The sequence below is a fragment of the Pseudoalteromonas sp. PB2-1 genome (genome assembly GCF_045040605.1).
Lineage (GTDB): Bacteria > Pseudomonadota > Gammaproteobacteria > Enterobacterales > Alteromonadaceae > Pseudoalteromonas > Pseudoalteromonas arabiensis.
Genome location: NZ_CP090667.1, coordinates 3074370 through 3100441, shown reverse-complemented (window position 1 = coordinate 3100441; position 26072 = coordinate 3074370). Strand labels below are relative to the sequence as shown.

The 26072-nt window shown below is 41.0% G+C and carries 23 protein-coding genes and 2 pseudogenes; 9 read left to right on the top strand and 16 right to left on the bottom strand.

Annotated elements, in window-relative coordinates; translation table 11 throughout:
* The first annotated feature begins 20 nt into the window (after window positions 1-20).
* Both ftsZ and lpxC read left to right on the top strand, forming a co-directional pair.
* Window positions 21-1269, top strand: a pseudogene (gene ftsZ, locus L0Z67_RS14425) (cell division protein FtsZ).
* A 102-nt stretch (window positions 1270-1371) separates the two neighbouring features.
* Window positions 1372-2283 carry a UDP-3-O-acyl-N-acetylglucosamine deacetylase gene (lpxC, locus tag L0Z67_RS14420; protein WP_062568624.1) on the top strand — a complete coding sequence of 304 codons (912 nt, stop codon included), beginning with the start codon at window positions 1372-1374 and terminating at the stop codon, window positions 2281-2283.
* Window positions 2284-2342: 59 nt separating this feature from the next.
* Here the strand turns inward: lpxC and yjjG are convergent, their stop codons facing one another.
* The 3 genes from yjjG to L0Z67_RS14405 are packed head-to-tail and all read right to left on the bottom strand — an operon-like array spanning window position 2343 to window position 4517.
* Window positions 2343-3017 carry a pyrimidine 5'-nucleotidase gene (gene yjjG, locus L0Z67_RS14415; protein ID WP_405128178.1) on the bottom strand — a complete coding sequence of 225 codons (675 nt, stop codon included), beginning with the start codon at window positions 3015-3017 and terminating at the stop codon, window positions 2343-2345.
* A gap of 11 nt (window positions 3018-3028) precedes the next feature.
* Entirely contained in the window at window positions 3029-3568 is a 540-nt protein-coding gene (gene yjjX / locus L0Z67_RS14410) for an inosine/xanthosine triphosphatase (protein ID WP_062568626.1), read from the bottom strand.
* A gap of 49 nt (window positions 3569-3617) precedes the next feature.
* Window positions 3618-4517, bottom strand: coding sequence for a phosphoribulokinase (locus tag L0Z67_RS14405; protein WP_062568627.1), 900 nt, complete (start codon window positions 4515-4517; stop codon window positions 3618-3620).
* 166 nt (window positions 4518-4683) lie between these two features.
* Here L0Z67_RS14405 and L0Z67_RS14400 point away from each other — a divergent pair, with 166 nt between their 5' ends.
* Both L0Z67_RS14400 and L0Z67_RS14395 read left to right on the top strand, forming a co-directional pair.
* Window positions 4684-5553 (top strand): hypothetical protein, encoded by an 870-nt coding sequence (locus L0Z67_RS14400; protein WP_405128177.1) that lies wholly within the window; start codon window positions 4684-4686, stop codon window positions 5551-5553.
* Window positions 5554-5617: 64 nt separating this feature from the next.
* Window positions 5618-5983, top strand: a complete 366-nt coding sequence (locus L0Z67_RS14395) for a hypothetical protein (RefSeq protein WP_062568629.1) — start codon at window positions 5618-5620, stop codon at window positions 5981-5983.
* Window positions 5984-6024: 41 nt separating this feature from the next.
* Here the strand turns inward: L0Z67_RS14395 and L0Z67_RS14390 are convergent, their stop codons facing one another.
* The 6 genes and pseudogenes from L0Z67_RS14390 to L0Z67_RS14365 form a co-directional block, all read right to left on the bottom strand.
* Window positions 6025-8595, bottom strand: a complete 2571-nt coding sequence (locus tag L0Z67_RS14390; protein WP_237114461.1) for a M1 family metallopeptidase — start codon at window positions 8593-8595, stop codon at window positions 6025-6027.
* Window positions 8596-8707: 112 nt separating this feature from the next.
* Complete coding sequence (locus L0Z67_RS14385; protein WP_062568631.1) at window positions 8708-9385, bottom strand: hypothetical protein; 678 nt, start codon at window positions 9383-9385, stop codon at window positions 8708-8710.
* A gap of 102 nt (window positions 9386-9487) precedes the next feature.
* Window positions 9488-9838 carry a DUF2750 domain-containing protein gene (locus tag L0Z67_RS14380; RefSeq protein ID WP_062568632.1) on the bottom strand — a complete coding sequence of 117 codons (351 nt, stop codon included), beginning with the start codon at window positions 9836-9838 and terminating at the stop codon, window positions 9488-9490.
* Window positions 9839-9855: 17 nt separating this feature from the next.
* Window positions 9856-10432: pseudogene (locus tag L0Z67_RS14375) on the bottom strand (glutathione S-transferase family protein).
* Between the two features lie 57 nt (window positions 10433-10489).
* Window positions 10490-10771, bottom strand: coding sequence for a peptidylprolyl isomerase (locus L0Z67_RS14370; RefSeq protein WP_062568634.1), 282 nt, complete (start codon window positions 10769-10771; stop codon window positions 10490-10492).
* Between the two features lie 77 nt (window positions 10772-10848).
* Window positions 10849-11418, bottom strand: a complete 570-nt coding sequence (locus L0Z67_RS14365; RefSeq protein WP_062568635.1) for a glutathione peroxidase — start codon at window positions 11416-11418, stop codon at window positions 10849-10851.
* 73 nt (window positions 11419-11491) lie between these two features.
* Between L0Z67_RS14365 and L0Z67_RS14360 the strand changes: the two genes are divergently transcribed.
* The 3 genes from L0Z67_RS14360 (at window position 11492) to L0Z67_RS14350 (ending at window position 15231) form a co-directional block, all read left to right on the top strand.
* Window positions 11492-11983 carry a GNAT family N-acetyltransferase gene (locus L0Z67_RS14360; RefSeq protein WP_062568636.1) on the top strand — a complete coding sequence of 164 codons (492 nt, stop codon included), beginning with the start codon at window positions 11492-11494 and terminating at the stop codon, window positions 11981-11983.
* 143 nt (window positions 11984-12126) lie between these two features.
* Window positions 12127-14082 carry an ATP-binding protein gene (locus tag L0Z67_RS14355; RefSeq protein WP_062568817.1) on the top strand — a complete coding sequence of 652 codons (1956 nt, stop codon included), beginning with the start codon at window positions 12127-12129 and terminating at the stop codon, window positions 14080-14082.
* Window positions 14083-14103: 21 nt separating this feature from the next.
* Complete coding sequence (locus L0Z67_RS14350; RefSeq protein WP_062568818.1) at window positions 14104-15231, top strand: PleD family two-component system response regulator; 1128 nt, start codon at window positions 14104-14106, stop codon at window positions 15229-15231.
* Between the two features lie 18 nt (window positions 15232-15249).
* Here L0Z67_RS14350 and queG read toward each other — a convergent pair whose 3' ends face one another.
* From queG to L0Z67_RS14315, 7 genes are all read right to left on the bottom strand, one after another.
* Window positions 15250-16383 carry a tRNA epoxyqueuosine(34) reductase QueG gene (gene queG / locus L0Z67_RS14345; protein ID WP_062568819.1) on the bottom strand — a complete coding sequence of 378 codons (1134 nt, stop codon included), beginning with the start codon at window positions 16381-16383 and terminating at the stop codon, window positions 15250-15252.
* Window positions 16384-16455: 72 nt separating this feature from the next.
* Entirely contained in the window at window positions 16456-17673 is a 1218-nt protein-coding gene (locus L0Z67_RS14340) for a methyl-accepting chemotaxis protein (protein ID WP_062568820.1), read from the bottom strand.
* 84 nt (window positions 17674-17757) lie between these two features.
* The gene (locus L0Z67_RS14335) at window positions 17758-18456 is read right to left on the bottom strand and encodes a glycerophosphodiester phosphodiesterase family protein (RefSeq protein ID WP_193987812.1); all 699 of its coding nucleotides are present in this window, start codon (window positions 18454-18456) and stop codon (window positions 17758-17760) included.
* A complete protein-coding gene (locus L0Z67_RS14330; RefSeq protein WP_193987811.1) occupies window positions 18453-19319 on the bottom strand; it encodes a DMT family transporter in 867 nt (288 codons plus the stop codon). Before L0Z67_RS14330 ends, L0Z67_RS14335 begins: the two co-directional genes overlap by 4 nt.
* An 87-nt stretch (window positions 19320-19406) precedes the next feature.
* Window positions 19407-20933, bottom strand: coding sequence for a polyamine aminopropyltransferase (locus L0Z67_RS14325; protein WP_237114454.1), 1527 nt, complete (start codon window positions 20931-20933; stop codon window positions 19407-19409).
* Between the two features lie 10 nt (window positions 20934-20943).
* On the bottom strand, window positions 20944-21741 hold the full coding sequence (locus tag L0Z67_RS14320) for a hypothetical protein (protein ID WP_405128176.1): 798 nt from the start codon (window positions 21739-21741) through the stop codon (window positions 20944-20946).
* Window positions 21742-21761: 20 nt separating this feature from the next.
* Window positions 21762-22610 (bottom strand): DUF350 domain-containing protein, encoded by an 849-nt coding sequence (locus tag L0Z67_RS14315; RefSeq protein ID WP_228074320.1) that lies wholly within the window; start codon window positions 22608-22610, stop codon window positions 21762-21764.
* Between the two features lie 181 nt (window positions 22611-22791).
* On the opposite strand from L0Z67_RS14315, the gene rnr reads away from it, so the two are divergent.
* Complete coding sequence (gene rnr / locus L0Z67_RS14310; RefSeq protein WP_405128175.1) at window positions 22792-25275, top strand: ribonuclease R; 2484 nt, start codon at window positions 22792-22794, stop codon at window positions 25273-25275.
* A complete protein-coding gene (gene rlmB / locus L0Z67_RS14305) occupies window positions 25272-26018 on the top strand; it encodes a 23S rRNA (guanosine(2251)-2'-O)-methyltransferase RlmB (RefSeq protein WP_405128174.1) in 747 nt (248 codons plus the stop codon). The genes rnr and rlmB overlap by 4 nt, the downstream gene beginning before the upstream one ends.
* Window positions 26019-26072: the final 54 nt, after the last annotated feature.

Below are 26072 nucleotides of genomic sequence, written 5' to 3'. Positions count from 1 at the left end.
ACTCAAGTCGGAGAGTAAAGATGTTTGATATAATGGAACAGCACAGCGAAGAAGCTGTCATTAAAGTAATTGGCGTGGGCGGTGGCGGCGGTAACGCTGTTGAGCACATGGTAAAACAACAAATTGAAGGTGTACGCTTCATTGCGGCGAATACCGATGCACAAGCACTGCGTAATTCATCAGCAGATGTCACTGTACAGCTAGGTACGCAAATCACTTCTGGCTTAGGTGCTGGAGCCAACCCTGAAGTGGGTCGTAATTCAGCGGAAGAAGATGCTGAAACAATCCGTGCAAGCCTTGAAGGTGCTGACATGGTGTTCATCGCTGCAGGTATGGGCGGTGGTACAGGTACCGGTGCGGCTCCTGTGGTTGCTAAAATTGCTAAAGAGTTAGGGATCTTAACTGTTGCAGTTGTAACACGCCCGTTTGACTTTGAAGGTAAAAAAGCGTGCCGCAGCGGCTGAACAAGGTATTAATGAATTGTCAGAAACTGTTGATTCACTTATTACAATTCCGAACAATAAATTGCTTAAAGTTTTAGGCAAAGGCACGACATTATTAGATGCCTTCGCAAAAGCAAACGATGTGTTATTTGGTGCGGTTCAAGGTATTGCAGAATTAATCACACGCTCTGGTCTAATCAACGTGGATTTCGCCGACGTACGTACTGTTATGTCAGCGATGGGCACTGCGATGATGGGGACTGCGTCAGCGTCTGGCCCAGACCGTGCGCAAGAAGCAGCAGAAGCCGCTATTTCAAGCCCATTACTTGAAGATGTCGATTTAACCGGTGCTAAAGGCATTCTAGTTAATATCACAGCAGGTATGGATATTGCGATTGAAGAGTTTGAGATTGTTGGTAATCACGTTAAAGCGCTTGCGTCAGAAAACGCAACGGTGGTTGTTGGTGCGGTAATTGACCCTGAAATGAGTGATGAGTTACGCGTTACAGTCGTTGCAACTGGTTTAGGTGGCGAGCGTCGTCCACAGTTTGGTATTGTTGATAATGGCTTTAAAAAAGCATCGGGTTCAGATGTGCAAAGCACAACAAGCCAATCGACTAGCAGCATGTACGTGCCAAGCTTTGCAAGCCAAGGTAGTAGCGACGATGTAAGCGTGTCAGCAGGTGTTGATAAGCAAGAATCTGTGAAGCAAAATACAGCAAGTAGTTCAGTATCAAGTAATACTGAAAGCAGCAAAAAGTCTGATAAGTCAGAAGGTGGCGATTATTTCGACATTCCAGCGTTTTTGAGAAAACAAGCTGACTAAGATTTTTTTATGGTACTTTGCCTGAAAAGTAAACAAATTTGGCAGTTGAGTGTATTTATGATACAATCCGCCGTCTAACTGTAACTATAAGTGAGCGAACCTATGATTAAACAGCGTACGATTGCAGAAGTAGTCAAAGCCATAGGAATTGGACTTCATAAAGGTGAGAAGGTCACTATTACTCTCCGACCTGCGAGCGCAAATACTGGGATTGTATTTCGTCGTGTGGACCTTGACCCGGTTGTTGATTTTGAAACAACACCTGAAGCCGTTGGCGATACGCAATTGTGTACCTGTTTAACAAACAAAGATGGTGTTCGTTTATCAACGACTGAGCACCTTATTGCTGCCGTTGCGGCAATGGGGATTGATAATCTAATTGTTGAATTAGATAGCTCAGAAGTGCCGATTATGGATGGTAGTGCATTACCATTTATTTACTTGTTACAAAAAGGCGGCATTAAAGAAGTAAATGCAGCTAAGCGCTTTATTCGTATTAAAGAAAAAGTACGTATTGAAGAAGGCGATAAATGGGCTGAAATAGAACCCTATGATGGTTTTCACATCGACTTTGAAATTGCGTTTGATCACCCAGCAATCAATGAAAGCCGTCAACGTATCGGTTTAGATATTACTACGCAAAGCTTCACTGAAGAAATCAGCCGTGCACGTACTTTTGGCTTTATGAAAGATATCGAGTATATGCATGCTAATAACCTAGCATTAGGTGGTAGCATGGATAACGCAGTTGTTTTGGATGACTTTAAAGTACTAAATCCAAACGGCTTACGTTATAGCGATGAGTTTGTTAAACATAAAATCTTAGACTGTGTCGGCGACATGTTTATGACTGGCCACAACATTCTAGGTAAAATCACGGCTTATAAATCAGGTCATGATTTAAACAATAAACTACTTCGTAAAATTATGGCGACTGAGTCAGCATGGGAATGGGCAACATTTGAGACCCCAGTGACTATGCCTGCACCAGGCCTAGAAGTAGCGACAGCTTAATCGCAAGCATATTACAGTTATAAAAAATGACGCTTTTAGCGTCATTTTTTTTGCCTTGTTTATAATCCAAGAATAGCTTCAAGCTCTACTAACTGGTTGATTTGATAAGTTGGTTTAATATCTTCAGGTAATAGAACACCTGGGTGTTGCAACCAGCAAGTATCGATACCCACATTATAACCCCCTAAAATATCGCTGGCTGCTGTATCACCAACCATTAAGATTTGCTCTTTTGGCGGATTGCCCATTAATTGAAACGTGTGCTGAAAAATTTCAGGAGCAGGCTTTGCTTTACCTATTAACTCTGAAATAACGAGCCAATCAAACATATCTTGTAAACCTGTATGCTCTAGGCGTTTTTGCTGTAATTTAGCAAAGCCATTAGTAATAATGCCCAGCTTTGCATGTGGCTTTAACTTTGCCAACAACTCAACAGCACCAGGCAGTGGCACACAAATTGATGCCATCGCATCTAAAAAGCCATCGTTAAGAGTTTTAGCGGGAACATTGAGCTTGTTAGCCCACTGGGTAAAACGGGTTATTTGTAGCTCACTGGCAGTGATCTCATGCTTTTGATAGGCAATCCAAAGAGGTTTATTAGTGGCTTGGTAATGCTGATAGTCTGCATCAGTAAATTTTACGCCATAATTGGCGAACATCACCTTTAACCCTTCAAATGCATTAAAACTGAATAGGGTTTCATCGGCATCGAATAATACGTGGCTATACTTCATGGTTATCCTAACTACTGATTAAATAAGCTCGGGTGTAAAAATGGCGCCATTGCGAGTGTAAGCGCTTGTATATAGGTGCTTTCGCGGGTAGCAAGGTGATTGGTTAATAAGCCAATAGCGCCCCCTTGTTGTTTGATATTAACTGTATTGAATGCCTCATCCATGACATCACCCAGTTCTTTACCGGCCAATAAGGCATCGTAAAAAGGTTGCGGTAAGGGGAGGTTACTACTGCGACCAACACTAAATTGTTGTTTATTTGCAATAACTACATATGCAAAGGTTGCTGCACCATAACTAAACTGTTCTGCGCCACCTTCCATTGCTGCATAAAAGTCAGCGTTAAAGTGAGTTTGGCAGTATTTTACGCGGTTTTCAGCACCTATACGGGTCTCATCTTCCCCCAATGGCTGATCAGGCACATCGGAAGGGGCGTGTTCACCTTTGCATTCAATGATATGGTCTGGGAAGTAAAGGCTAAAGACATGTTTAGCTGCATTAATTTTAACAGGGTTCTTTGAACCGACAATAACACGTAATATTTCTTTCAAGCTGACGACTCCATCATTGTTGGTTGAGTCAGCAGTGTACCCGAGTGATTTAAATCGGCAAGTCAACTGGGGCTAAATTTTCCAGTGCACGTTTTTTCAAAATGATGTCTTTGATTAGCGGTGTTAAAACAAGTTCCATCGCTAAGCCCATTTTCCCACCTGGTACAACTAGGGTGTTTATACGTGACATAAAACTACCTTCAATCATGCGTAGATAATATGGAAAATCTACATCTTCAATGCCACGAAAACGGATAACAACAAAGCTTTCGTCTAGTGACGGAATATCTTTAGCGCTAAATGGATTTGAAGTATCAACCGTTGGCACGCGCTGGAAGTTAATATGAGTACGTGAGAATTGTGGCGTAATGTGGTTGATGTAGTCGTCCATACTGCGCACAATTGAGCCCATGACAGCCTCGCGAGAGTGGCCTCGCTCTGAGGTATCACGGATTAGTTTTTGGATCCATTCAAGGTTGATGATAGGCACCATGCCAATAAGCAAATCAACATGCTTGGCTACATCATGGTCTTGATCAACTGCACCACCATGTAAGCCTTCATAAAAGAGGATATCGGTATTGGCTTCTAGGTCTTGCCAAGGAGTAAAGGTTCCAGGCAACTGGTTGTAAGGCACGGCTTCATCAAAAGTGTGCAAGTAGCGTCTAATTTTTCCTTGGCCAGTTTCACCATATTGGTAGAATAATTCTTCGAGTGCACCAAAGTCGTTAGCTTCACGACCAAAATAGCTTATGTGCTTGCCCTCTTGCTGTGCTTCACGAACTTTTTTATCCATTTCAGGACGCGTATAACGATGAAAGCTATCACCCTCAATAAAGGCCGCATCAATATTTAAGCTTCTAAAGATATGCTTAATGGCATTCGTGGTGGTGGTTGTGCCTGCACCAGATGAGCCGGTAATTGCGATAATTGGGTGTTTAGCTGACATAATTGTTCTCGTTATTAGTGAAGTCGTGTTATTTGCTCAAGCACTCAGTTAAAGTAACAAAAAACAAACACGCCTTAGTTATAAAGGTCGAGTATAGTAAGGTCAAGTGACTGGCCAATTAAATAACGCTATCATGAGCGAATAAGAATTAAAACTAGAGAGCAACATGAAATTAATTTCGCCTTTATTTTTTGCGCTGACAAGTACATTTTTATCAACTGCAGTGGATGCTGCGATGCCGAAAAGCGAAATATTATTAGCGGATCTTGATACACCTTATGGCATGAAGGTGTCTCGTATTACCGATGATACAAGCTATAACAATCAACCATTTTTGATTGACCAAGGTGTTTATTATACCCATGAAGTAATTGCTGAGCAGGGGCAATCACAAACTGACTTGTACTATTTTGATTTTGCCAGTCAAAGTGCCTCTAACCTAACAAATTCTCCTGTTAGTGAATATTCACCTACTTTAATGCCTGACAAACAGGCTTTATCAGCCATCGTAGTGGAAAAGGATGGTAAGCAAAAATTGTGGCAATACCCTCTAAAATCAGACCAACAAGCAAGTCGTATTTTTGAATGGATTGAGCCTGTTGGCTACCATGCATGGGGAGCCGACAATGATCTTGTTATGTTTATTTTAGGCGAACCACATACCTTACAATACACATCACTCGCTGCTGCTAATCCTCAAATTATTGCCGGTGATATAGGTCGTACACTTATTTTTGATAAACACACAAACAGCTTTTTGTTTAGTTATAAAAAAGATAACCAGCATTGGTTGGCACGCTTTTCAGCTAAGACGAATGAAGTTGCCGATTTATTCCGACTACCTGACGCAGTACAAGATTTTACATTAGTGAATCACAACACAGTGGCGTATGCGGTTCAAAGCCGTATTTATAAACGTGACTTGAATGATGCAGGGGGGGTGTCGCAGTGGCTTGATTTAGGTCGTTATTGTGAAACCTCAATTACACGATTAAGTTATCATAATAGTAAGCTTGCATTTGTGTGCAATAAATAAGTAACGATTTTCAATAGATTACTGTACTGTGTTTATTATTGAACATTTTTAACAAGGCGCGCACTTGTCTTTATCCGCAGCACAACTTAGTGAACAGCTTATAAAATTAGGCTGTCGTAGTAATTTTAAAATAAAAAATATTAACGAGTTCATGCTTGCTCACTCCAAAGAGGCGTTTTATGTGCATGAGCAAAGTGGTCAGGCTAAATTAATTATAAGGCCTGCTTTTGAAGTGTTTAGCGCTGATTTTGAAGCTTTGGAAGGTATCTCTAGAGTTAAAGACTACTTTCATAGTAGTGAAATGACACGCTTCCCTACGCGGATTTATAAAAGTGCTCAGCCCATTCATTATGGTGTTGCTTTTAAAGTGACAACCACCCAAGCCGTTGAATTATTTATTAAGCGGTTAAGTGCTATTTTAGCACAATGAAAAGGGCCACAGATGTGGCCCTAATCTAATGTGGCTGGTTGTTAGCGTTTAAGAAAACTATTCACTGAGCTTAGCTCACGTTTCTTCAGTGCGATACAATCATTCACTCCTTCCTCTAACTTACTCAAAGTGCGAGCATAGCCAGGTTGTTCAGAGATTTTATCAGTAAAGAAGGTTTTGGTTTTTTCTAAACTTTTCGCATCACAGTTTGCGGTTGTGAAGAATGGCAAGTTTGGTATAAAGAACGGCGGTAAGCTCTTAGTGATAGCATCGTAATTTTTGTAGATCCAATCAATGAACAACGCTTGGCGTTCTTTACCATAACTTAGGCCACCTAATAAAGTACGCATATCTGAGGCTGTTACTTCATCTGTTAGGCTATAATCTAATACCGCTTTTTGTAGCTCAGGCTTTCCGAAATACCCCATCGCAGCTAGCATTTTAGTACGTACTTGCGGATCTTTGGTTGTTTTAAAGGTTTGCTTGTACTTTTCAAGGAGCTTTGCATCGCCGTGATAGGCTGCCAAATTTAGGTAGGTTGAAGCTAAATATGGGTCAACATTTTCAGGGTTATTCAAATAAAGCGCTGCTTGTGCTTTTGCTGTATCAATCACTTTTTGATCTTCGCCATCAAAACCTAAACGGCTAATAACCTGTGCGCGTAATTGTGATACAGCAGCATCTTCATTTGCTTTTGCTGTTAGGCCGTATTGCTTCGCCGCCGGTGCAATGCTGTTACGGATAAATTTCGGCCATAAATCACGGTTGCTGTCATCTTCAAAGACACGTTTTTGCGACGCTAAATAACCAAGGGCTGTATTAGCAACAAGCGGGTGCGCATCGCTTACGAATGCTTCAAGAGTTTGCATTAGATTTGCAGCGGAAATAACGCCTGCATCTAATAGAGAGTCTACCGCCGAAAGAAGCGCTAGGCGCTCTCGCACGGTTAGCTTATCCGCTGCGTTGTCGAGTAGGGCACTAAACTGTGCGTCATCTAATAGCCAGCGGTAATAACCCATGGCGCCTTGATCTGGATAAATCCACTCTGGTTCAAAATCGAGGGTTAGCTGTTGTGTCTCTTTGTTCAGCAATATATTCGCTGTTTCAACTTTATCGCCTGCACCATATTTAATTGCCACCGGAACATTCCAAAGTTGTGCTGGCGCATCAACACCGGCATTCACAAAGCGGCTTTGGCTAATATTAATTTTCTTTCCGTCTTGGGTTACTTTGATTAGTGGGAAAGATGATTGTTCAATAAACGATTTTAATACACTTGCAACGTCTTTATTCGAGGCTTCGCCTAATGCTTGCCAAAGGTCTGCCGCTTCTGCATTTTTATATGAGAACTTCTTCAAGTAAGCTTGAATACCTTGCTGGAATGCCTCTTCACCAATCCAGTTCTCCACCATTGAAAGCACCGCACTGCCTTTACTGTAAGCAAGGCCAAGGCCATCCATGATGTCAGCTTCGGTTTTTATAGGCTTACGTATAGGCTTAGTACTTAAGCGTGCATCGAGTGCCATTACATGGTTTTGTGGTAAGTCTAAGTGTGACTCAAACTCAGGGTTGATTTGTGCGGTGATTTTCGCAGCCATCCAGCTTGCAAACGCTTCGTTTAACCATAAGTCATTCCACCATTTCATGGTGACTAGGTTACCGTACCATTGGTGAGCTAATTCATGGGCAATGATTGATACATTGCGCTCTTTTTTACTACGTGTTGCAGTGGCAAGGTCGACTAGAAGAATATCTTCACGGTAAGTAACAAGGCCTGCATTTTCCATCGCGCCAAATGGGAATTCTGGTACTGCAACTGAATCAAGTTTTTTATAAACGTAAGGGATGCCAAAGTAATCTTCCAGTGCTTTTAATACGCGTGGCATATTTTCTTTTGCGTAATCAGCAAGATGAATTTTACCTTGCGGCGTCAGTACGCGGCCAGGAATTGGCATGCCTTTAATTTCAAGCTCTTCAAATGGGCCCACAGCCATTGCGACTAAGTAAGAAGGAATAGGCGGCGTTTTATCAAAAAAGTGCGTTGTCATCTCGCCATCAACTTTGGTTTTTAATACTGGTGTGTTGGCATACACTTTTTGAGATGTGGGCGCTGTGATTGTTAGCTGGAATGGAATTTTATAGCTAGGCTCGTCAAATACAGGGAATGCACGACGGGCATCGCTCATTTCAAATTGAGTAAATAGGTAAGGCGTACCCTGATCAAGCGTTTTATATAAACCGACACTTTGACGGTTGTAAGGCGCTGTAAAATCAATTTTTAAAGTGTATTTACCAGGCTGAATTTTTTCATCACAGGTGAATTTAACTTTACCTGTTTTTAGCATTTCAGCACTAAGGTCGCAGTTCTCTGCACCTAAAATCTTGGCCATACTCACAGCGTAATCAATACCGTTTAGTTCGATATAATTCGTTGCTTTAAGTACTTCAAGGGCAATGTCGGTATGACCGGAAAAATTGTCTTTTGCAGGATCAAGCGTAAGTTTTACTTGTTGTGAGCTAGGCTTGGCAAGCTTTTCGATAACATATTCATTGGCGTGGGCTGAGCTAACAGCAAGTGCAACACTCACTGTTAATAGGCTTTTTAAGAACATAAGTATCCCTGATTTTTTGTTGTTAGAAAGGCACCTGCTATGAGGGGCGAAATACCATGCTATCAGGTTTTAATTTGAACAGTAATAAATAGTTAGTAACAAAGTTTGTCAGCTAATGATGGCGGTCGATGAAACGTTGCCAATGCAGTTGCGGGTTGATTTGTCGCACATTTTGTAGCACGGTGTTCAATAGTGGCATATCCGTAAAACGTTGCTCATTGAAATCTTTAAAACCAAGTAAGTAGTTAAAGGCATCTTTGCTGTTTGCTTGCAGTGCATGAATACGAATTTGTTGTTCAAAGTTGAGCCGTAAGCTACTAATCGCCGTTTTCATTCCTTGTTGGTCAACATTGGGAATAGCGCATTTTTGTAAATAACCAGCACGTTCACCTTCACCGGAAAACCAAATGCGTACTTTTTCGCTATAGCGGCCTGATTTAGCAGGTAAATCAAACATCAGCCGTTGTTGGTTTTGTTCGCTTAAAAAGTCTAAGTACTGATCAAGTCCAGCATTAAGTAGTGCATTGTGGATGGGCACATAGCGTGGTTTTATCTTGCCATGAGTGTGAAAATCAAAGCAGCGAACACCATCACACGTGACAATGTTATCAAGAGTTAAATGACCAATTTCATCGCTGTAGGCACCGGTGTAATAAGCGAACAAAGGCAGCCAAAAGTGCCAATGCTTTGCTTGCTCACGAGGAAGACGTTGGTCACTGTAGATGTAACCGTTATACAGGGTATGTAATTCCATGGCCGAAAAGGGCCGGCGACCGAGATGGGACTTCAACCTAATACCTTGATAATAAAGACGCTTTAAGGAGTATACCTGAACAACGTTTAGTTTCCAGCCTAACGACACTACGACATAGAGCATAGTGTCGTGATAAAATTAATCACAAAGTGCTTTTGCAAGTCCTACAGGCTCAATTTCTACACATACTTGGTCATCATTCCAGTTTAAACCAACCAGTGCATCATCTTCGTTTAGATCTTCAACCCATTCATCAAGAAACTCATCAAGGCCAATTTCAACTGGCGTATAGTCTTGCCATTCGTCTTTGCATTGCGCCTTTGCAGCATCTTCGGTGCCCCAAAGTAATAGGACATCAGTGTCACTAAATTGGTTTGATTCACAGACAACAAAACCACCATCTTCAGCACCCAGTGCCCACATCGTTTCGTTGAGACGAACTTTTTCAACGAAGCTTACTAATTCTGATTCAATTTCGATATCGCTCATTTGCCTAACCCTTACCTTTATTTTCGTGGATCTGTTTGTTGTACCGCCGCTTGATCGGCGAATTGATGGTAAAAGCCAACTAAATTTTCTAGTTGGCTAAAATCAGTTAATTCGCGGAAGCGGATCCAATCTAGCAAGCAGTATAAACTGATGTTGAGGTATTCACAGCTTTTAAATACTGGCTCAGATAAATGATTATTTAAATAGGCTAATGTTTCAGCAATTCGTTCATTCTGTAAATTAAAAAACAGTGTGTCAGTGTGTGTCGAATCCTGAGCGTTGACACAGAAGCATTTCTACTAATGAGTCATTACAGGCATTAATGATGGTAAGAAAATTCTCTTGTCGCCAACTCAACAGTGGTTGATTGTTTTTTTCGAGTAGGTAGCGAATAATCGAATTTGAATCGGATAGGCTAAAACCATTATCAATAAGAATAGGAATTTTTCTTGCGGGGCTATGAGTTATCATCGTTTGCCTATCTTGCTCAGAAAATATATCTAAATTTTTAAATACTAAAGCAAGTCCATTTAAATCAGCCCATATTCGAATACGTCTCACAAAGGGGGAGGTTGTTGAACCGAGTAATTCCATGACGATCTCCTGTCGAAAAAAAAGCCGCTGTGAGCGGCTCATTTGTTGGTATTTGTATCAATCTGTACGGCTGGTGACTTCAAGTAAGTGATAACCGAACTGAGTCTGAACTGGGCCTTGTACTTGGTTTACTGGAGCAGAGAATACCACTTTATCGAATTCTGGCACCATCATACCGGGTCCAAACTCACCTAATGCACCGCCATCTTGGCCTGATGGGCAATTTGAGTGAGCTCGTGCAAGATCTGCAAAGTCTGCACCTTGTTCTATTTGCTGTTTTAAGTCTAAACAGTGTGCTTCACTGTCTACTAAGATATGCCTCGCGCTGGCTACTGCCATAATTACTCCCCACAATGTGTGTTTTTGTGAATTAAATGAATAGTCTAGTTCAATATTTAACGAACGAACAATTAAATTTATTGTGTAGCTAGCGCTGTTTCTATAGCTTTGCGCAATTTCTCTGACTGCGGTTTGGTTTTGCTGTTAAAGCGCGTCACTGTTTTTCTGTCGGCGGAAACAAGATATTTATAAAAATTCCAGTTGGGTGAGCTAGTTACCTTATTTAAATGCTGGAATACAGGGTTTGCGCCGCTGCCTCTCACTTCACTGGTAGCGAACATGTTGAAAGTGACCCCATAGTTTATGAAACATACATCGGCAGTCTCTTTTTCATCATCTTCTTCTTGGAAAAAATCATCAGATGGAAAACCCAATATAACTAAGCCTTGGTCTTTATATTCTTTGTTTAGTGCTTCTAAGCCTTCAAACTGCGGGGTAAAACCACAGTTGCTTGCGGTATTAACGATTAGCAGTGGTTTATTTTTAAATTGGCATAGGTTTATCGTTTCTTTGGAACGAAGCTTCCGTAATTCAACATTAGTGAAATCATCACATTGTGCTTGTGTTGTGTTTGATGATGCGGGCGTTTGAGCTGCAACCTGAGTGGTTAGAAGAGTTGCACTAAGTAACAAAGCAAATTTATACATGGTTATTTCCTGCTAGTTTTTCCAATCGAATATACGCTAATATGCGCAAAAGTGATCACCAAATATTCGTTTTATGACTATTCGTACAGCAACCTATGATGATTTAGCGGCAATCGTCGCAATCTACAATGAAACAATCCCAGGACGTATGGTAACAGCCGATACCGAAGAGGTAACTGTTACAGATAAAGAAGCATGGTTTTTATCCCATTCTATTAATCGGCCTATTTTTGTATATGAACAAGAAGGAAAGGTTTTAGCATGGATAAGTTACAAGTCTTTTTACGGACGGCCCGCTTACGATGGAACTGTTGAAGTGAGCATTTATATTACCGCAAGTGCACAAGGAAAAGGGCTAGGTAAACGATTGCTGACATTCGCGGAGACCCATGCAAGCACACTTAAAATAAAAGTACTTTTAGCATTTATTTTTAGTCATAACCTACCGAGTATTAAGTTATTTAATCTATTTAATTATAAAGTATGGGGTGAATTGCCAAGTGTGGCAATTATGGATGGAAAACCTTACAGCTTAACTATTTTGGGAAAACATTTAGATTCATAGTTTGTTCATAAACTAATAAAAAAATACGGTGTAAATTGTGCTGCATCGATTTTTTTCGACTACGCTAATTAAGTAATATGATTAATTGGGCGTAGCGTAAAGTGCGAAAGATATTAATTGTTGATAGTAATAGTGTTTTAGCAATGCGAGTAAAGGTGTTACTAGAGCTCATAGGGTGTAGGGTTGAGCTGATACACTTTTCAATGGTTGATAATGCTGTTTTAGCGCAGCAATTTGACCTTGTTGCTGCTTCACACGGTGTACCAACAGATACTATCAAAAAGCTAATGGGGGTATTTTCTCAAGAGCATCTTTTACTTTTGGCACCTAAAGCACAGCGCAGTGATTTACTTGAGCACTTTAGTGAAATTAATCGCTTACTACCTAATGCGGTGGTCATATACCCTTTCTTTGCCAACAAAGAGATCAGCGCTCTATTAGAAGGCGTGCTTGAACTTGATTCCGATAATATCTTAAAACTTCCTACGGTTTTACTTGTTGATCACTGCCCTGAGCGATTAAATACGATCGCGCACAATTTAAAAGGTGCACATATTAAAACCTTCACCGCAGAAAATATATTCTCAGCGGTAGAGTTAGTGAACCAGCATGCAATTGATTTATTAATTAGTGACTTTACCTTTGAAGATGGTACAGGTCTTGAGCTATTTAATAAATTCAAAACATTGCAACCTAATTGCCGTTGTTTACTTTATACCTCTAAGCCCGATCAAGTCTCTATGGTTGCAGCCATTCGTCAAGGTGTTGAAGATGTTTTAATTAAGCCAATAGATGACAATAGCTTGCTGCAATCGGTCCATAAGCTTTGGCAAACTGAATTGTTAAAACGCCACAATGCAGAGTTGGTAGAGCGTCTACAAAACACGGTTGATGCATTAATCGAAAAAGACAGCTTATTACGTGTTATTTTTAAGCACACCCCCGATGCGATCATTCTATTTGATCGTAACGGTAAAATTATTGAGGCCAATGATGCCTGTGAGTCATTATTTGAGAAATCGTTAAAAGAGTTTGAAAATTGCTCGGTGTATGACTTTTTTGACTTAGCTTCGACTACACGTATAAAAGACAAGGTCAGTACACTTAATAAAAATCGTCAATTTAGTTGTGATTTAAAGGTACTGAAGGAAAATGGTGCATCGGTTCCATTGGTGGGCTCGTTCAATGAAATTGACCATCACGGTGAAATAGCACTTGCTGTCATCTTTAAAAATGTTACGCACCTGAAAGAGAAAGAAGAGCTACTTCTTGAAGCAAAAGATACCCTAGAAGAAGAAGTTAAAGCACGCACAGCCCAGTTAGAGCACGCAAAAAATGTCGCTGAAGCTGCCAATCACAGTAAGTCAGAGTTTTTAGCTAATATGTCTCACGAGCTTAGAACACCTATGCATTCTATTCTTAGCTTCGCACGGTTTGGCTTAGAAAAAGTAGCCAATGATGACCTCAGTAAAGAGAAGCTTAATAAGTATTTATCACGAATAGAGCAAAGTGGTGAACGGTTACTTTCTTTACTCAATAACTTGCTTGACTTATCTAAGCTTGATGTTGGTAAATTTCCTTTTAACCCGCAGAAGCATAGCCTGATGAATATCATAAAAACCAGTATTGATGATGTCTCGGGTACAGCACTTGAACGTAATATCACCATTAAATTAATTGCGCCTAATACAAACATCACCATTGAGTGTGATGAAGAACAAATTAACCAAATTATGCGTAACTTACTTGGCAATGCGCTTAAATTTAGTGAGCCCAATAGCGATATAGACATAAAGCTGGCGCTAAGCAATGGATCGGCTGAAATTGCAGTTGTTGATCGTGGTATAGGTATACCTGACGACGAATTAGAAAAAGTATTCGCAAAGTTCGAACAAAGCAGTAAAACCAATAGCGGTGCAGGAGGCACCGGACTCGGTTTAGCAATTTGCCGTGAGTTTGTTTTGCTACATCAAGGCACTATTGTGGCAAGTAACAACGAATACGGTGGTGCCACTATTTTAGTGACCCTACCTTTAGAAATTGACTTTCCTCAGCATTTAACAAATGAAGAGCGAGTGCAAAGTAATTATGAAGCTTAATTTAAAATGGAAGAGGGTGAGATGGCCTTAAAACGAATTTTAGCAGTTGATGATGAGCCTTTTAATTTAGAGATCATTGAAGAGATCTTAGAAGAGCTCGATTTTGAATTAAAAATGGTTAATAGTGGTCCAGAATGCTTAGCTGTAGTTGAAGAGTTTGACCCACAAGTTATTTTACTTGATGTGAGTATGCCGCAAATGAGTGGCTATGAGGTATGCCGAAAGCTTAAAGAAAATCCAAACACAGCAAATATTATTGTTATGTTTGTGTCGGCAAGAGGCACAGTTGAAGAGCGTATGGAAGGGTATTCTGTTGGTGCCGAAGATTATATTGTGAAGCCATTTGGGCATGAAGAATTAAAACTGAAGCTTCAGCATCTACACCAAGTACTGATTGAAAAAGAGTCCTTAGAACAACAAGTCGAGGATGCAACATCGACAGCGTTTAACGCGATGGCAAATAGCAGTGAGATGGGGCAAATTGTTAATTATATTGAACATATTGGTTCTATTGATAATGAACAAGAGCTAGGAAAGGCATTGCTCCACTGTTTAAGCTCATTTGATTTACAAAGCAATGTTGAGTTTCGTCTTGATTCGGGGGTAGAGCATTTTTCTGTAACAGGGATATGCTCACCTATTGTGGTTGAACTGTTTGAAATGCTAAAAAATAAAGGCCGCTTACATGAGTTTTCGAGCCGCATTTTAGTGAACTATGAAATGATCAGTTTATTGATTCTCAATATGCCTGAACAAGACCCTGATAAGCATGGCCGAATTCGAGATCATATTTGTTTTTTGGTGAGTGTTACCGAGCAACAGCTTAAAGCGATTATTACTAAAAAAGAGCTTATTCGTCAGCAACAGCAATTAAATGACGCGGTGGGTAAAGTACATAGTAAGTTTCGTGGTTTGATTGAGCTATTAAATGAGAACCGTCTCAATAATGAAGCTGTTTTTAAACAACTACAGGAAGACCTTGAACAGCGAATACCAACAATGGGCCTTGATGAAGACCAAGAGGTTTTCATTTATCAAAAAGTTGATGAAACGATTCAAAACTCAGTTGCACGTGAAGAGTCAGTACAAGGTGTTAAAGCGGCATTTAAAGAAATTGAAGCAGATTTATCCTTGTTACTGAAAAGCTAACATTTATGACGTAACGTACTAGGCGTCTCGTGGTAAGCCTTTTTCTACAATACGAATTAGTCGCGCTGTTTTACGTAACTGTTGTTGGCGCTTATGGGTCTGTTGATCAAGCGCCCATTCAATATGCTCTTTTACAAGTGAAGTTGCGCTTTTAAGCGCATCGCTTAATGTTGCCACTATTTCTTCGTTATATTCAGCATTACCTAAGCCTACAGCGAGATTTCTCTGCCATCGCTGGTGGCCTATTCGTCGGATAGGACTGCCTTCGGTATTTTTAAGAAAGGTTGCTTCATCCCAAGCAAAAAGAGTTAACAGGTCTTGATCTTTTAATTGCTTTCGCGGGTGAAAATCAGCTTCATCCGTTATTTGACCATAACGATTCCAAGGGCAGACGAGCTGGCAATCGTCACAGCCGTAAACCCGATTACCGAGTAAAGGACGGTACTCTTCAGGGATCGCACCCTGTAGCTCGATTGTTAAGTATGAAATACATTTACGAGCATCCACTACATAAGGCTCTACAATCGCGCCTGTAGGGCATAATGTCATGCAAGCGACACATTTACCACAGCCTTCAAAGGTGTTTTCCTCATCGATAGGCAGTGGAATATCAACAAATAACTCACCTAAAAAAAACCAAGAGCCCGCCTCTTTATTGATTAACAAACTATGCTTACCTCGCCAACCTAAGCCTGCTTTTTCAGCAAGTTGCCTTTCAAGTACTGGCGCAGAGTCGACAAATGGGCGAAACCCTAGCTCGCCAACATGCTGCTCAATCTTTTGGCCGAGCTTTTTTAGGCGATTACGAAGTAGCTTATGGTAGTCCCGACCCAAGGCATAGCGGCTGATGTACGCTTTGTTTGTTTGCTTTAAGTTTTTTGCAAAGCTGGCATCGGGGGGCAGGTAATTCATTTTAACTGAAATGACTCTTTGTGTGCCGGGGACTAATTCAGCAGGGCGAGCACGCTTCATACCATGGGCAGCCATGTACTCCATCTCACCATGATAACCTTTATCTAGCCAGCGCTGAAGCTGTGTTTCATGCTTAGTGAGATCGATATCGGTGATCCCCACTTCGGCAAAACCAAGGTCTTTACCCCATTGTTTAATTTGCAAAGCGAGTTGTTGGTAATCGGTAGTAGGAGTTGTCACAGTCAATAAAAAAGTAGCCAAGAAGTGGCTACTTTACCATAAATAGTTAAAACAAAAGAGCTAAAACAGACCTTAAACAAAGCGTTTTAATTGTTGTAGTGTTTGTTGACTTAGTAAATGTGATTGCTCACAATCAGCCAGTGACTCATCTATTTGCTGTTTCGCTTGTTCACCTAATGTCACAATTTGTTCAACACTTTGATGAGTTTGTGTTTGTGTTTGTTCCAGTAAATGTACTGCACTGACTATTTGTTGTAATTGCTGCTGATTTTGCTCAAATTCGCCAAGCATATTACTAAACCCTGCAGAGGTATCACTGATCGCTGTTTCTGCATCGCTAGAATGACTAATTAACTGCTCAGACTCTTTGTTTGTTTCATTAACTAATGTATTCATTTGATTAATGAAGTCACTTATTTGACGAGTCGCATCATTCACTTTTACTGAAAGTGTTCTCACTTCATCTGCAACCACAGCAAAGCCTCGTCCAGCTTCGCCAGCGCGTGCCGCTTCAATGGCTGCATTTAATGCAAGTAAATTAGTTTGATCGGAAAACTCTTCAACCATTTTTAAAATAGCGCGAATATTTTCACTGTTTTCTTTTAAACCTGAAATAGTCGCTGAGAAGTTAGCTAAAATCTGGCTAATCATCGCAACCTTATTTACAAGTGCAGAGAGCTCTGTAGCTGAATTTTTTACAAATGCCAGATGCTCACTATTAATCGTATGTACACTGTCTGTGTTAGCCGAAATATGTTCTAAGCTTGAAGTAATTTGGTTACTTGAATCAGTAATTGTATGGCTAAATTTAATCTGCTGATGGCTAATCTCTGCTGTCTGTTGCATTGATTGAGTCATCTTTGAACTGCTGTCAGCACTGGCTTGCGCACTTTGATAAGTTGTCGCAAGTAGCTCACCTAAGTGTGCCGTAAAGGTATTGTATTGTTCGCTGAGATCTCTGAATTCATCAAATGTGAAGTGTGGTAACTTAGCAGATAAATCAGCATCATGGCGGTTAATGTGCGCTAGTGTGTCACGCATGGCTTGGACTGGGCGTACAATTAAAAAACGCATATAGAAAATCGTAAAAATAAAGCTCGCGACGATGATAAGTGCCATTAACCAAAACAAGCTCATGCTTGCTTGTTGCTCTGAAAGGCTATTGTAAAGCCAGATTAAAGTGATCGCCTGGAATGCAAACACGAATCCTAAATTACCGACAATTTTACGCGTTAAGGTGTAAAAGAAAGTCTGTTCGATAAAATTATACATGCGCATATAGCTACTCATTAAGGTGTTGTGTTGATTCATTTGGACGTTTCTTAGTCTTGTTCAATGCCACTCAATTCAACAGTATAGCTTACTCTTGCTGAGTTACAGTGATTGAAGTGTCATTTGTGTATGACAGGGGAAATTGGTAAAAATACCATCCACGCCATAACTTAACATTAATTCAATATCTTCTACTTTATCGACCGTGTAAGCATAAACTTGAAGGCCTCGTTGTTTTGCATCTGCAACAAATTCATGGTTTATAAAGTTTTTATCTATATGAATGCTGTAGGCATGCAGTTTTTGAGCAAATTCACTGTAATTGATTGGAATTGAAGCCGTAAGAGCGCCAATTTTTACCCATGGTAACTTTTGTTTGAGCCACATGAGTTGATGATGATCAAAAGATGATACCAAAATATTATCTCTTGATATTTTTCCAATACTAATATTTGACTCTACCATCTCAACAAACTTATCTAAAGAAAAAGTGTGTTTTAGTTCAAGGTTTAAAAGCGTTTTATCTTCTACCCAGTCAATGGCATCTTGCAGACAGGGAACAACTTCTCCGTTACCTGCATCATATTGTTGAATGTGCTCTTTTGTGCAGGCATTTACTTTACCGCGACCAGAGGTTGTGCGATCGAGCCAAGTGTCGTGAATGATCATGTAATCATCAAGGCAGCTCTGTACGTCAATTTCGATACCATCTACTGCCAAATCTACTGCGGCAATAATGGCGCTTTTGGTATTTTCTGGATAGGTACCACTGGCACCTCTGTGAGCGAATACTTTCATCATTGCTTATGTTTCCGAGTCACTGACCATGTTTCATAAAAAGCGGCACTAATCACTAATGTACCACCAATAAGTGTGCTAATTGTAGGTTGCTCATGCAAAATTAAAAAAGCGAAAAACGTACCGTATAAAGGTTGCAAACAAGATATTAAACCAGCGGTTGAAGCGGATAAATGTTTTAAGCTTGCTGCAAACAGTGAATGCGGTGCTGCTGTAAAAATAACCCCTACGGTAATTAATAGCAGCCAATTTATTGTATCAACTTGTAATGGTGGTACTTCGACAAACGCGCATAACATAATACACGCGATCCAAGTTTGATAAAGCATGGTTTGTGGGCCGCCATATTGGCTAAAGTAACGCTTATGCACAATATTTCTAAAAGCAAAAAAACACGCTGACAAAATACCAATGGCAATCCCTAGAGTCACATCATTTCCTAAGCTGGCATCAGGAATGAGTAAGTAAATACCCAACATCACCACCAAGGCACTTGCTATATCTTTGAGTTGCGGTTTGCTGCCATGAAAAAAAGGCTCTAAAAATACCGTAATCACAGGGTAAGTAAAAAAGGCAATCATACCCACTGCAATCCCTGCCAATTGCATACCAGCAAAGTAGGTGAGCCAATGAACTCCAACCGTGATGCCAAGTAACAAGGCTATTAGGTAATCACGGCGAGAATGAAGCTTAATGGCTTTGTGTTGAATTGTGAGTAAAATCAGCAAGGCACAGCCTGCAATCGCTGTCCTATAAACGGTAATATCTAATGCACTTAGGCTGACCAATTTGGCAAACAATGCGGTGCCACCGAATAGTAGCACTGCAATATGTAAGTACATAAGGCTCTGTTTGTGCGCCTGCATTACAAACCTTGCTTTTGTTGTTATTAACTCTCTTTGTAACGGTAATCCTTTACTTTGTAAACTCCCTAAATAGGCTAATCCATTCGGTTAGTTCCAATATTTCCAACCTTGCAAGTAATAGTGGAGCACATTAGGCTCATCAAGCGTCGATACTTTTTCATTGTTAGCGCTAATATCGGGGGTGAAAATAAACAGTTGAGCATCATTTTCTGGACGATAAAAGCGAGTGTTAACAGGCAATAACTGGTGGTTACTACACATCAGGTTACACGCCATGACAAAGCCCCATTCACCAAAAGACGGTACGTTCAAATGATAAGGCAAAGTATGGGCGAAGCCTGCTGCATTGAGCGTATTGTTGATAGACCAAAATGCCTGCTTCGCAAAAAACGGGCTCGTTGCTTGGGTCACAACAATGCCATTGTCAGGCAAGCTAGCTTTTACTAATTGGTAAAATTGTTTGCTGTAGAGTCGTGCTAAGTTAATCGCCTTAGGGTCAGGTAAATCAATAAAAATGATATCGAACAGTTGCTTGCCTTGCTCAATAAACACATAGGCATCTTGGTGAATAACTTTAACCTTTGGATCATTTAGCGACTGTTGATTAAGGGTTGTTAAATTGTGATTAGTCCTTGCAAGCTTGGCAACAGCAGGGTCTAAATCGACAAGGGTAATAGACTCTAGTTGCGGGTACTTCAAAAGCTCTCTAGCTGCTAAGCCGTCACCACCGCCTAAAATTAGAATTCGTTTTGCGTTGCCATGGCGCACCATAGCTGGATGAATAAGCGCTTCGTGATAGCGATATTCATCAATCGATGAAAATTGTAAGCCACCATTTAAATAAAGCCGAATATCATCTTTATGGCGAGTCAGAACAATTTGTTGATAAGGCGTTTGCTCTGAGTGTACCACACGATCATCATAGATTTGGCTTTGCCAAAGGTGGGTGAGTTGTTTACTAGCAAATAAACAAAGCACCAATATGAGACTAACTAAAATGAGCGTGAACCTTAGCACCTGTCGACGATGAGTGCTGATATGGTCAATAAAGTACCACAGCAATAACAGCGCAATACTTAAGTTCATTAGGCCAAAGCTTAAGGCTGTTTTAAATACCCCCAGCCAAGGTAAAAATAGAAAAGGGAATAGTAAAGTTGCGAGCAGGGCACCAAAGTAGTCAATTGATAGTACATTGGCAAGGTTTGCTTTTAGCGCATAGTGCTTTTCCATTAAGCGACTTAACAGTGGAATTTCTAAACCAATTAAAATACCTATTAAGGTGGTGAGTAAAATACTAATCGCTTGTAGTGGTAAGCCATACGCATAAGCGAAGTATAGTAATGGCACACTCAAGCCACCTAGTAATGCTAGTAGTAACTCAAAACCGATAAAATAAACCAGCAATGGCTTATCAGGCACGAAGCGAGAAAAATAAGAGCCAACCCCCATTGCCGCCATATACACGCCAATTGTCAGGGAAAATTGGGTGATGCTATCACCTAAAAAATAGGCGCCAGTGGTCGCAATTAATAATTCATAAATTATAGAGCAAAGACCGGCGACAAAAATACTAAACAGTAAAATGTGGCTTTCGCGAATTGACTTACTTACCACCTGGGCCGCCTCATGAACGGAAACCTGCGCTGCCGATACTTTGCTCACGTAATTGTTTATCAACGTTTATATTGAAGTGGTGATATGAATAAACTTGCCAATCGTGCTCATCATCGCCTTTGCTATAAGCCAACAAAGATGCAACTAGCACAGGCACGAAAAACAACAATGCAATTGGCCAAGCTGGGATATGGGTTTCCATTGCTTTCATAGCCTCTGGGCTTAACGTGTTGATTGGTTTATAAGTAAGTTCAGAGTTTTTTCTCTTTGCGCCAAGTCGATGGAAAATAACAATGAAAGAGAAGCCTGTTATTATGCCAGTGATCCAAAGTAGAGGGTCGATGAAGCTGATGTTGCCTTTGATTGGAATGATGCGAAATGTATAATTGAAATGCTTAGCGCTATTACTGGGGCCAAAGCTACTGCTCACATATGCACTATATTGGCCTTTTTTAGGGAAGTGCACATCATGATAAGCCCTGCTCTTATATTCTCGCCATTCACCTTCAGAATCACGCCCTGATTCAGCCCATAGCTCATCAGAATAACTAAATAGATAGTTGCCTTCAGGGTCAAAAATTTCCATATCAATGGCTTTCCATGAATTTAAAGGCAGGCTACCTGTTATTTCTAAACGCATCATTTGGCCATCTTCAGGCACTGTAAATAGGTAGGCTTTGTCTTGTCCATCGTAGTCTTTAAAATTACCATCTTGGCCACTGATTAGGGGCGTCTGTAGGTCTGAACGTATTATTAAGCAGGCCAAAAATGTGATGGCAGCGATAATACAAAGCTTATAGATGTTCATCCGTTACTCCATAAATAAGCTCAAATAGCGATGGTAATGATTACAGCAACACACACTGCAATGCTACTTTCAATAACCGCCACCGCAGTGTTGTTGTCGTGCATTGCTTGGTCGAGGGAGATTTTACTAAAGATAATTTTATCAACGAGGTAGCGCACAATTGGTAAAATTAAAAAGCCAAATAATGCGTCAATAAAGAATAAACTCAGGCTTTGTTGCCAGCTGTGGAAGCCACCAATCAGCGCATGGCATAAGATTATAGCTAATGCCAACATAGTGGCAGAAAAGCTAAGTGCGACGGCTTTATTGCCTTTTTCGAGTTGCTCATGAAGGTTGAAACTTGTTAGGCGATCATAGCCTTTGGCAAAAATGATCAGCATCAGTTGCCCAAGTAAATAGAATACGATGGCTGATAACCACGTTCCTTCGCCTGTTAATGCGCCACCAATAATCAGTGCTGCGGCCATATAGTTAGCCGCTTGTACTAGGCCAACCGCCTCGTTTTGTTGGTTGATTAATTGTGCTTCATTGCAGAATAAGCGCAGTAGTAACTTGTCATTCAAAATGCGTGAGCAAGTAAGTAGCACCATACCTAATACGCTGTAAAGTGATACATTCATTAAATCGCTCAGTAGACCTTGACTAGGCCCTGCTAACACAAAACCATAAATAATAGTAATCGCACCTAAGTAGCCGCCAATGGATAAACCTAAAGCACTGTTGGCATTGTCGGTTAATTGGCTGGTGGTGTTATAAGGGGTCGCTAGGTTATAGGACAATTTTGCAACGGCTATAATCGCAATGAACAAACCAATATAGGCGCTGTTATAGGCCATCGTTGATAGGTAGTGGGTTAAGTTAATATCCATATAAATTTGTTAGTGTGTTGTTATTTACCGAAAATATTAACACAGAGTGTTTGCTGCAAAGAATATTAAAGCCCCATTTTTAGCAGAATTAATCAATTTCTTAAAAGTTTCATAGCTTTTGCCTGTCTCATTGTGAGGTTATGGGTTAAAATAACAACATAACCAACTAACAAGATAGTGAATGTCAAAACAGGATCCCAATCTCAGTCGAGAGCAAGAAAAGTACGAAAACCCCGTCCCTAGCCGTGAGTTTATACTTACTCACTTAGAATCTCGCGCTAAACCAGCAAACTTCACACAACTTTGTGACGAATTACAGGTGAATGATACAGAGCGTCAAATTGCGTTCAAACGTCGTTTACGTGCAATGGAGCGCGATGGTCAACTGTATTTCAATAAGTTTAAATGCTACGCATTGATAGATGAATCAGGCCTCGTTAAAGGCAAGGTCATTGGTCATCGTGACGGATTCGGCTTTTTAGAAGTTGAAGGTGAGAGTAAAGATTGGTTTATCGCAAAGCACCAAATGAATATGGTGTTGCACGGTGACATTGTGCTTGCTAAAGGCAATCGCAAAGGTTCAAGTGGCAAATGCGAAGCACGTATCATTAAAGTATTAACTAATGAACGCGCGCCCATCGTCGGCCGTTATTTTGTTGAGCATGGTATCGCCGTTGTTGTGGCGGAAGACCCACGCATAACGCAAGATATTATGATACTGCCCGGCAGTGAAAATGGCGCGCGCCATAATCAAATGGTGCAGGTGCAAATTACCCAAAACCCAAGCCGACATATGAATGCAGTGGGCACAGTCACCGAAGTTCTCGGTGAACACTTAGCACCAGGGATGGAAATTGAAGTTGCACTGCGTAATCACGATATTCCCCATGTGTGGCCAGAAGCGGTTGAAAAGCAAGTTGCTCATTTAGGGGAATTTGTTGATGAGCAAGCAAAGCAAGGTCGTGTAGATTTACGTGACTTACCACTGGTTACTATCGACGGTGAGGATGCCCGTGACTTTGACGATGCCGTTTATTGTGAGCGCAAGCCATCAGGTGGTTGGCGTTTGTGGGTAGCCATTGCCGATGTGTCGCATTATGTAGGTATGAACACACCACTGAATAAAGAAGCGATCGAGCGTGGTAACTCAGTGTATTTCCCTGAGCAAGTTATTCCGATGCTGCCAAAAGTATTATCCAATGGCTTATGCTCATTAAACCCAGAAGTTGACCGTTTATGTATGGTTGCAGAGATGACGGTGTCTGATGCGGGTAAGTTGTCTGGCTATAAGTTTTACGAAGCAGTGATGAATTCACACGCTCGTTTTACCTACACTAAAGTGAATGCGATTTTACAAGGCGATGAAAAGCTGCGTGAAGACTATGCCGAGATGGTGCCGCATTTAACTGACTTACAGCAAATGTATATGGCACTTAAAGCTGCACGCCAAGAGCGTGGTGCGATTGAGTTTGAAACCTTAGAAACACGTTTTGTGTTTAATGCACACCGTAAGATTGAATCAATCGTGCCTGTGGTGCGCAATGATGCGCACAAACTTATCGAAGAGTGCATGATTTTAGCGAACGTATCTGCTGCCCGATTATTAGAAAAACACGAGGCGAGTGCGCTATATCGTGTGCATGATGAACCGGATGCTGAAAAGCTTGGTTTTTTCAGAAACTTTTTATCAGAGCTTGGTATCGAAACCGCGATTTCTGATGAGCCAACACCAAAAGAAATAACCCAAGTGTTAGCAAAATTAGGCGACCGCCCTGAAGCTGAGCTTATTCAAACCATGTTGCTACGCTCAATGAAGCAAGCGGTTTATCAGCCTGATAATATTGGTCACTTTGGATTAGCGTTACCTGCTTACGCCCACTTTACGTCGCCAATTCGTCGTTATCCAGATTTAGTGGTACACCGTGCAATTAAAGCTGTGCTTAAAGCGCAAGGCCAGCAAACATCGGGTGAGTACGCATACACTGATGACGAAGTTGATATGTTAGGTGAGCAGTGTTCAACCACTGAACGCCGTGCTGATGACGCAACTCGCGAAGTAGCAGATTGGCTTAAATGTGAATTTATGCAAGACCATGTTGGTGACGAATTTGGTGGGGTGATCTCATCGGTGACTAACTTTGGGTTGTTTGTGCGTTTAGACGATTTACAAATCGATGGCATGATCCACGTAACCAACTTAGGCAATGAATATTTCCATTACGATGGTGCTAAGCATTGCTTGATTGGTGAGCAAACCCACACTGTTTATCGTTTAGGCGATAAATTAACGGTTCAGGTATCATCTGTCAGTCTTGATGAGCGACGCATAAACTTAGTGTTAGCAGGCGAGGCACAGCAAGACCGTTATGCCCGTCGTCGTGGCCGTAGCGCCCCTGCAAAACCAAGTGTTCGTGCCCAGCTAAAAGCAGGTAAAATTCCTGGTAAAAAATCTGAATCAAGTCGCTTTGAAGCAAAATCAGGCGATAAAGACAACGAAAAACGTGGCAAGTCTTCTCCTTCTAAAGGGCGCAAAAAGCCAAGTAGTAAAAAAGCTGATGCAGTAAAAGCCAGTAACAAAAAGAGTAAGAAAAAAGCCACTAAAAAGGCAAAAAGACCGGGTAGGAATGCCCGTAAACGTAATGGCCGAGGAGCAAATAATACGTGAGTAATGAATTAATTTTTGGCTTTCACTCAGTTGTAGCAATTTTAGCAAAAGAGCCTGAGCGCTTTTTAGAAATTTATGCTTTAAAAGGCCGTGAAGACAAACGTTTAAATCCGGTTATTGACCAAGCACGTAAATTCGGTATTTCTGTACAGTTTATGCAGCGTAAAGCGCTTGATAATAAAGCCAATGGTGAGCAACACCAAGGCATTATTGCCAATGTAAAAGCGGCGCGTATGTATAACGAGAAAGATCTAGATGAGATCATTGCCCGTGAAGAAACGCCTTTCTTATTGGTGCTTGATGGCATTACTGATCCGCATAATTTAGGGGCCTGTTTACGTAGCGCTGATGCTGCGGGTGTACACGCGATTATTGTGCCTAAAGATAAATCTGCCAAACTCAATGGTACAGCACGCAAAGTAGCATGCGGCGCAGCGGAAACAGTACCATTGGTACAAGTCACTAATCTTGCACGTACCTTGCGTGAAATTAAAGACGCTGGCGTGTGGGTGGTTGGCACTGCCGGTGAAACAGATACGGAATTATTTGATGCAAACCTGACAGGGCCAATGGCTGTTGTTATGGGTGCCGAAGGAGATGGTATGCGCCGCCTGACTCGTGAGCATTGTGATTTACTTGTTAAAATTCCAATGGCAGGCACGGTATCTAGCTTAAATGTATCAGTGGCGACCGGTATTTGTTTATTTGAAGTGTTACGCCAGCGTAATGCGACCCAGCTATAAAGCTGACTGCAACCCACCGAATATCATTAAATAACCACCTTTATAAAGGTGGTT

Excerpts from the sequence above, each read along its gene's own strand:
- lpxC (WP_062568624.1), top strand. The coding sequence starts at position 1,372 with ATGATTAAACAGCGTACGATTGCAGAAGTAGTCAAAGCCATAGGAATT.
- yjjG (WP_405128178.1), bottom strand. The coding sequence starts at position 3,017 with ATGAAGTATAGCCACGTATTATTCGATGCCGATGAAACCCTATTCAGT.
- L0Z67_RS14405 (WP_062568627.1), bottom strand. The coding sequence starts at position 4,517 with ATGTCAGCTAAACACCCAATTATCGCAATTACCGGCTCATCTGGTGCA.
- L0Z67_RS14400 (WP_405128177.1), top strand. The coding sequence starts at position 4,684 with ATGAAATTAATTTCGCCTTTATTTTTTGCGCTGACAAGTACATTTTTA.
- L0Z67_RS14390 (WP_237114461.1), bottom strand. The coding sequence starts at position 8,595 with ATGTTCTTAAAAAGCCTATTAACAGTGAGTGTTGCACTTGCTGTTAGC.
- L0Z67_RS14380 (WP_062568632.1), bottom strand. The coding sequence starts at position 9,838 with ATGAGCGATATCGAAATTGAATCAGAATTAGTAAGCTTCGTTGAAAAA.
- L0Z67_RS14370 (WP_062568634.1), bottom strand. The coding sequence starts at position 10,771 with ATGGCAGTAGCCAGCGCGAGGCATATCTTAGTAGACAGTGAAGCACAC.
- L0Z67_RS14365 (WP_062568635.1), bottom strand. The coding sequence starts at position 11,418 with ATGTATAAATTTGCTTTGTTACTTAGTGCAACTCTTCTAACCACTCAG.
- L0Z67_RS14360 (WP_062568636.1), top strand. The coding sequence starts at position 11,492 with ATGACTATTCGTACAGCAACCTATGATGATTTAGCGGCAATCGTCGCA.
- L0Z67_RS14355 (WP_062568817.1), top strand. The coding sequence starts at position 12,127 with ATGCGAGTAAAGGTGTTACTAGAGCTCATAGGGTGTAGGGTTGAGCTG.
- L0Z67_RS14350 (WP_062568818.1), top strand. The coding sequence starts at position 14,104 with ATGGCCTTAAAACGAATTTTAGCAGTTGATGATGAGCCTTTTAATTTA.
- L0Z67_RS14340 (WP_062568820.1), bottom strand. The coding sequence starts at position 17,673 with ATGAGTAGCTATATGCGCATGTATAATTTTATCGAACAGACTTTCTTT.
- L0Z67_RS14335 (WP_193987812.1), bottom strand. The coding sequence starts at position 18,456 with ATGATGAAAGTATTCGCTCACAGAGGTGCCAGTGGTACCTATCCAGAA.
- L0Z67_RS14330 (WP_193987811.1), bottom strand. The coding sequence starts at position 19,319 with ATGCAGGCGCACAAACAGAGCCTTATGTACTTACATATTGCAGTGCTA.
- L0Z67_RS14320 (WP_405128176.1), bottom strand. The coding sequence starts at position 21,741 with ATGAACATCTATAAGCTTTGTATTATCGCTGCCATCACATTTTTGGCC.
- L0Z67_RS14315 (WP_228074320.1), bottom strand. The coding sequence starts at position 22,610 with ATGGATATTAACTTAACCCACTACCTATCAACGATGGCCTATAACAGC.
- rnr (WP_405128175.1), top strand. The coding sequence starts at position 22,792 with ATGTCAAAACAGGATCCCAATCTCAGTCGAGAGCAAGAAAAGTACGAA.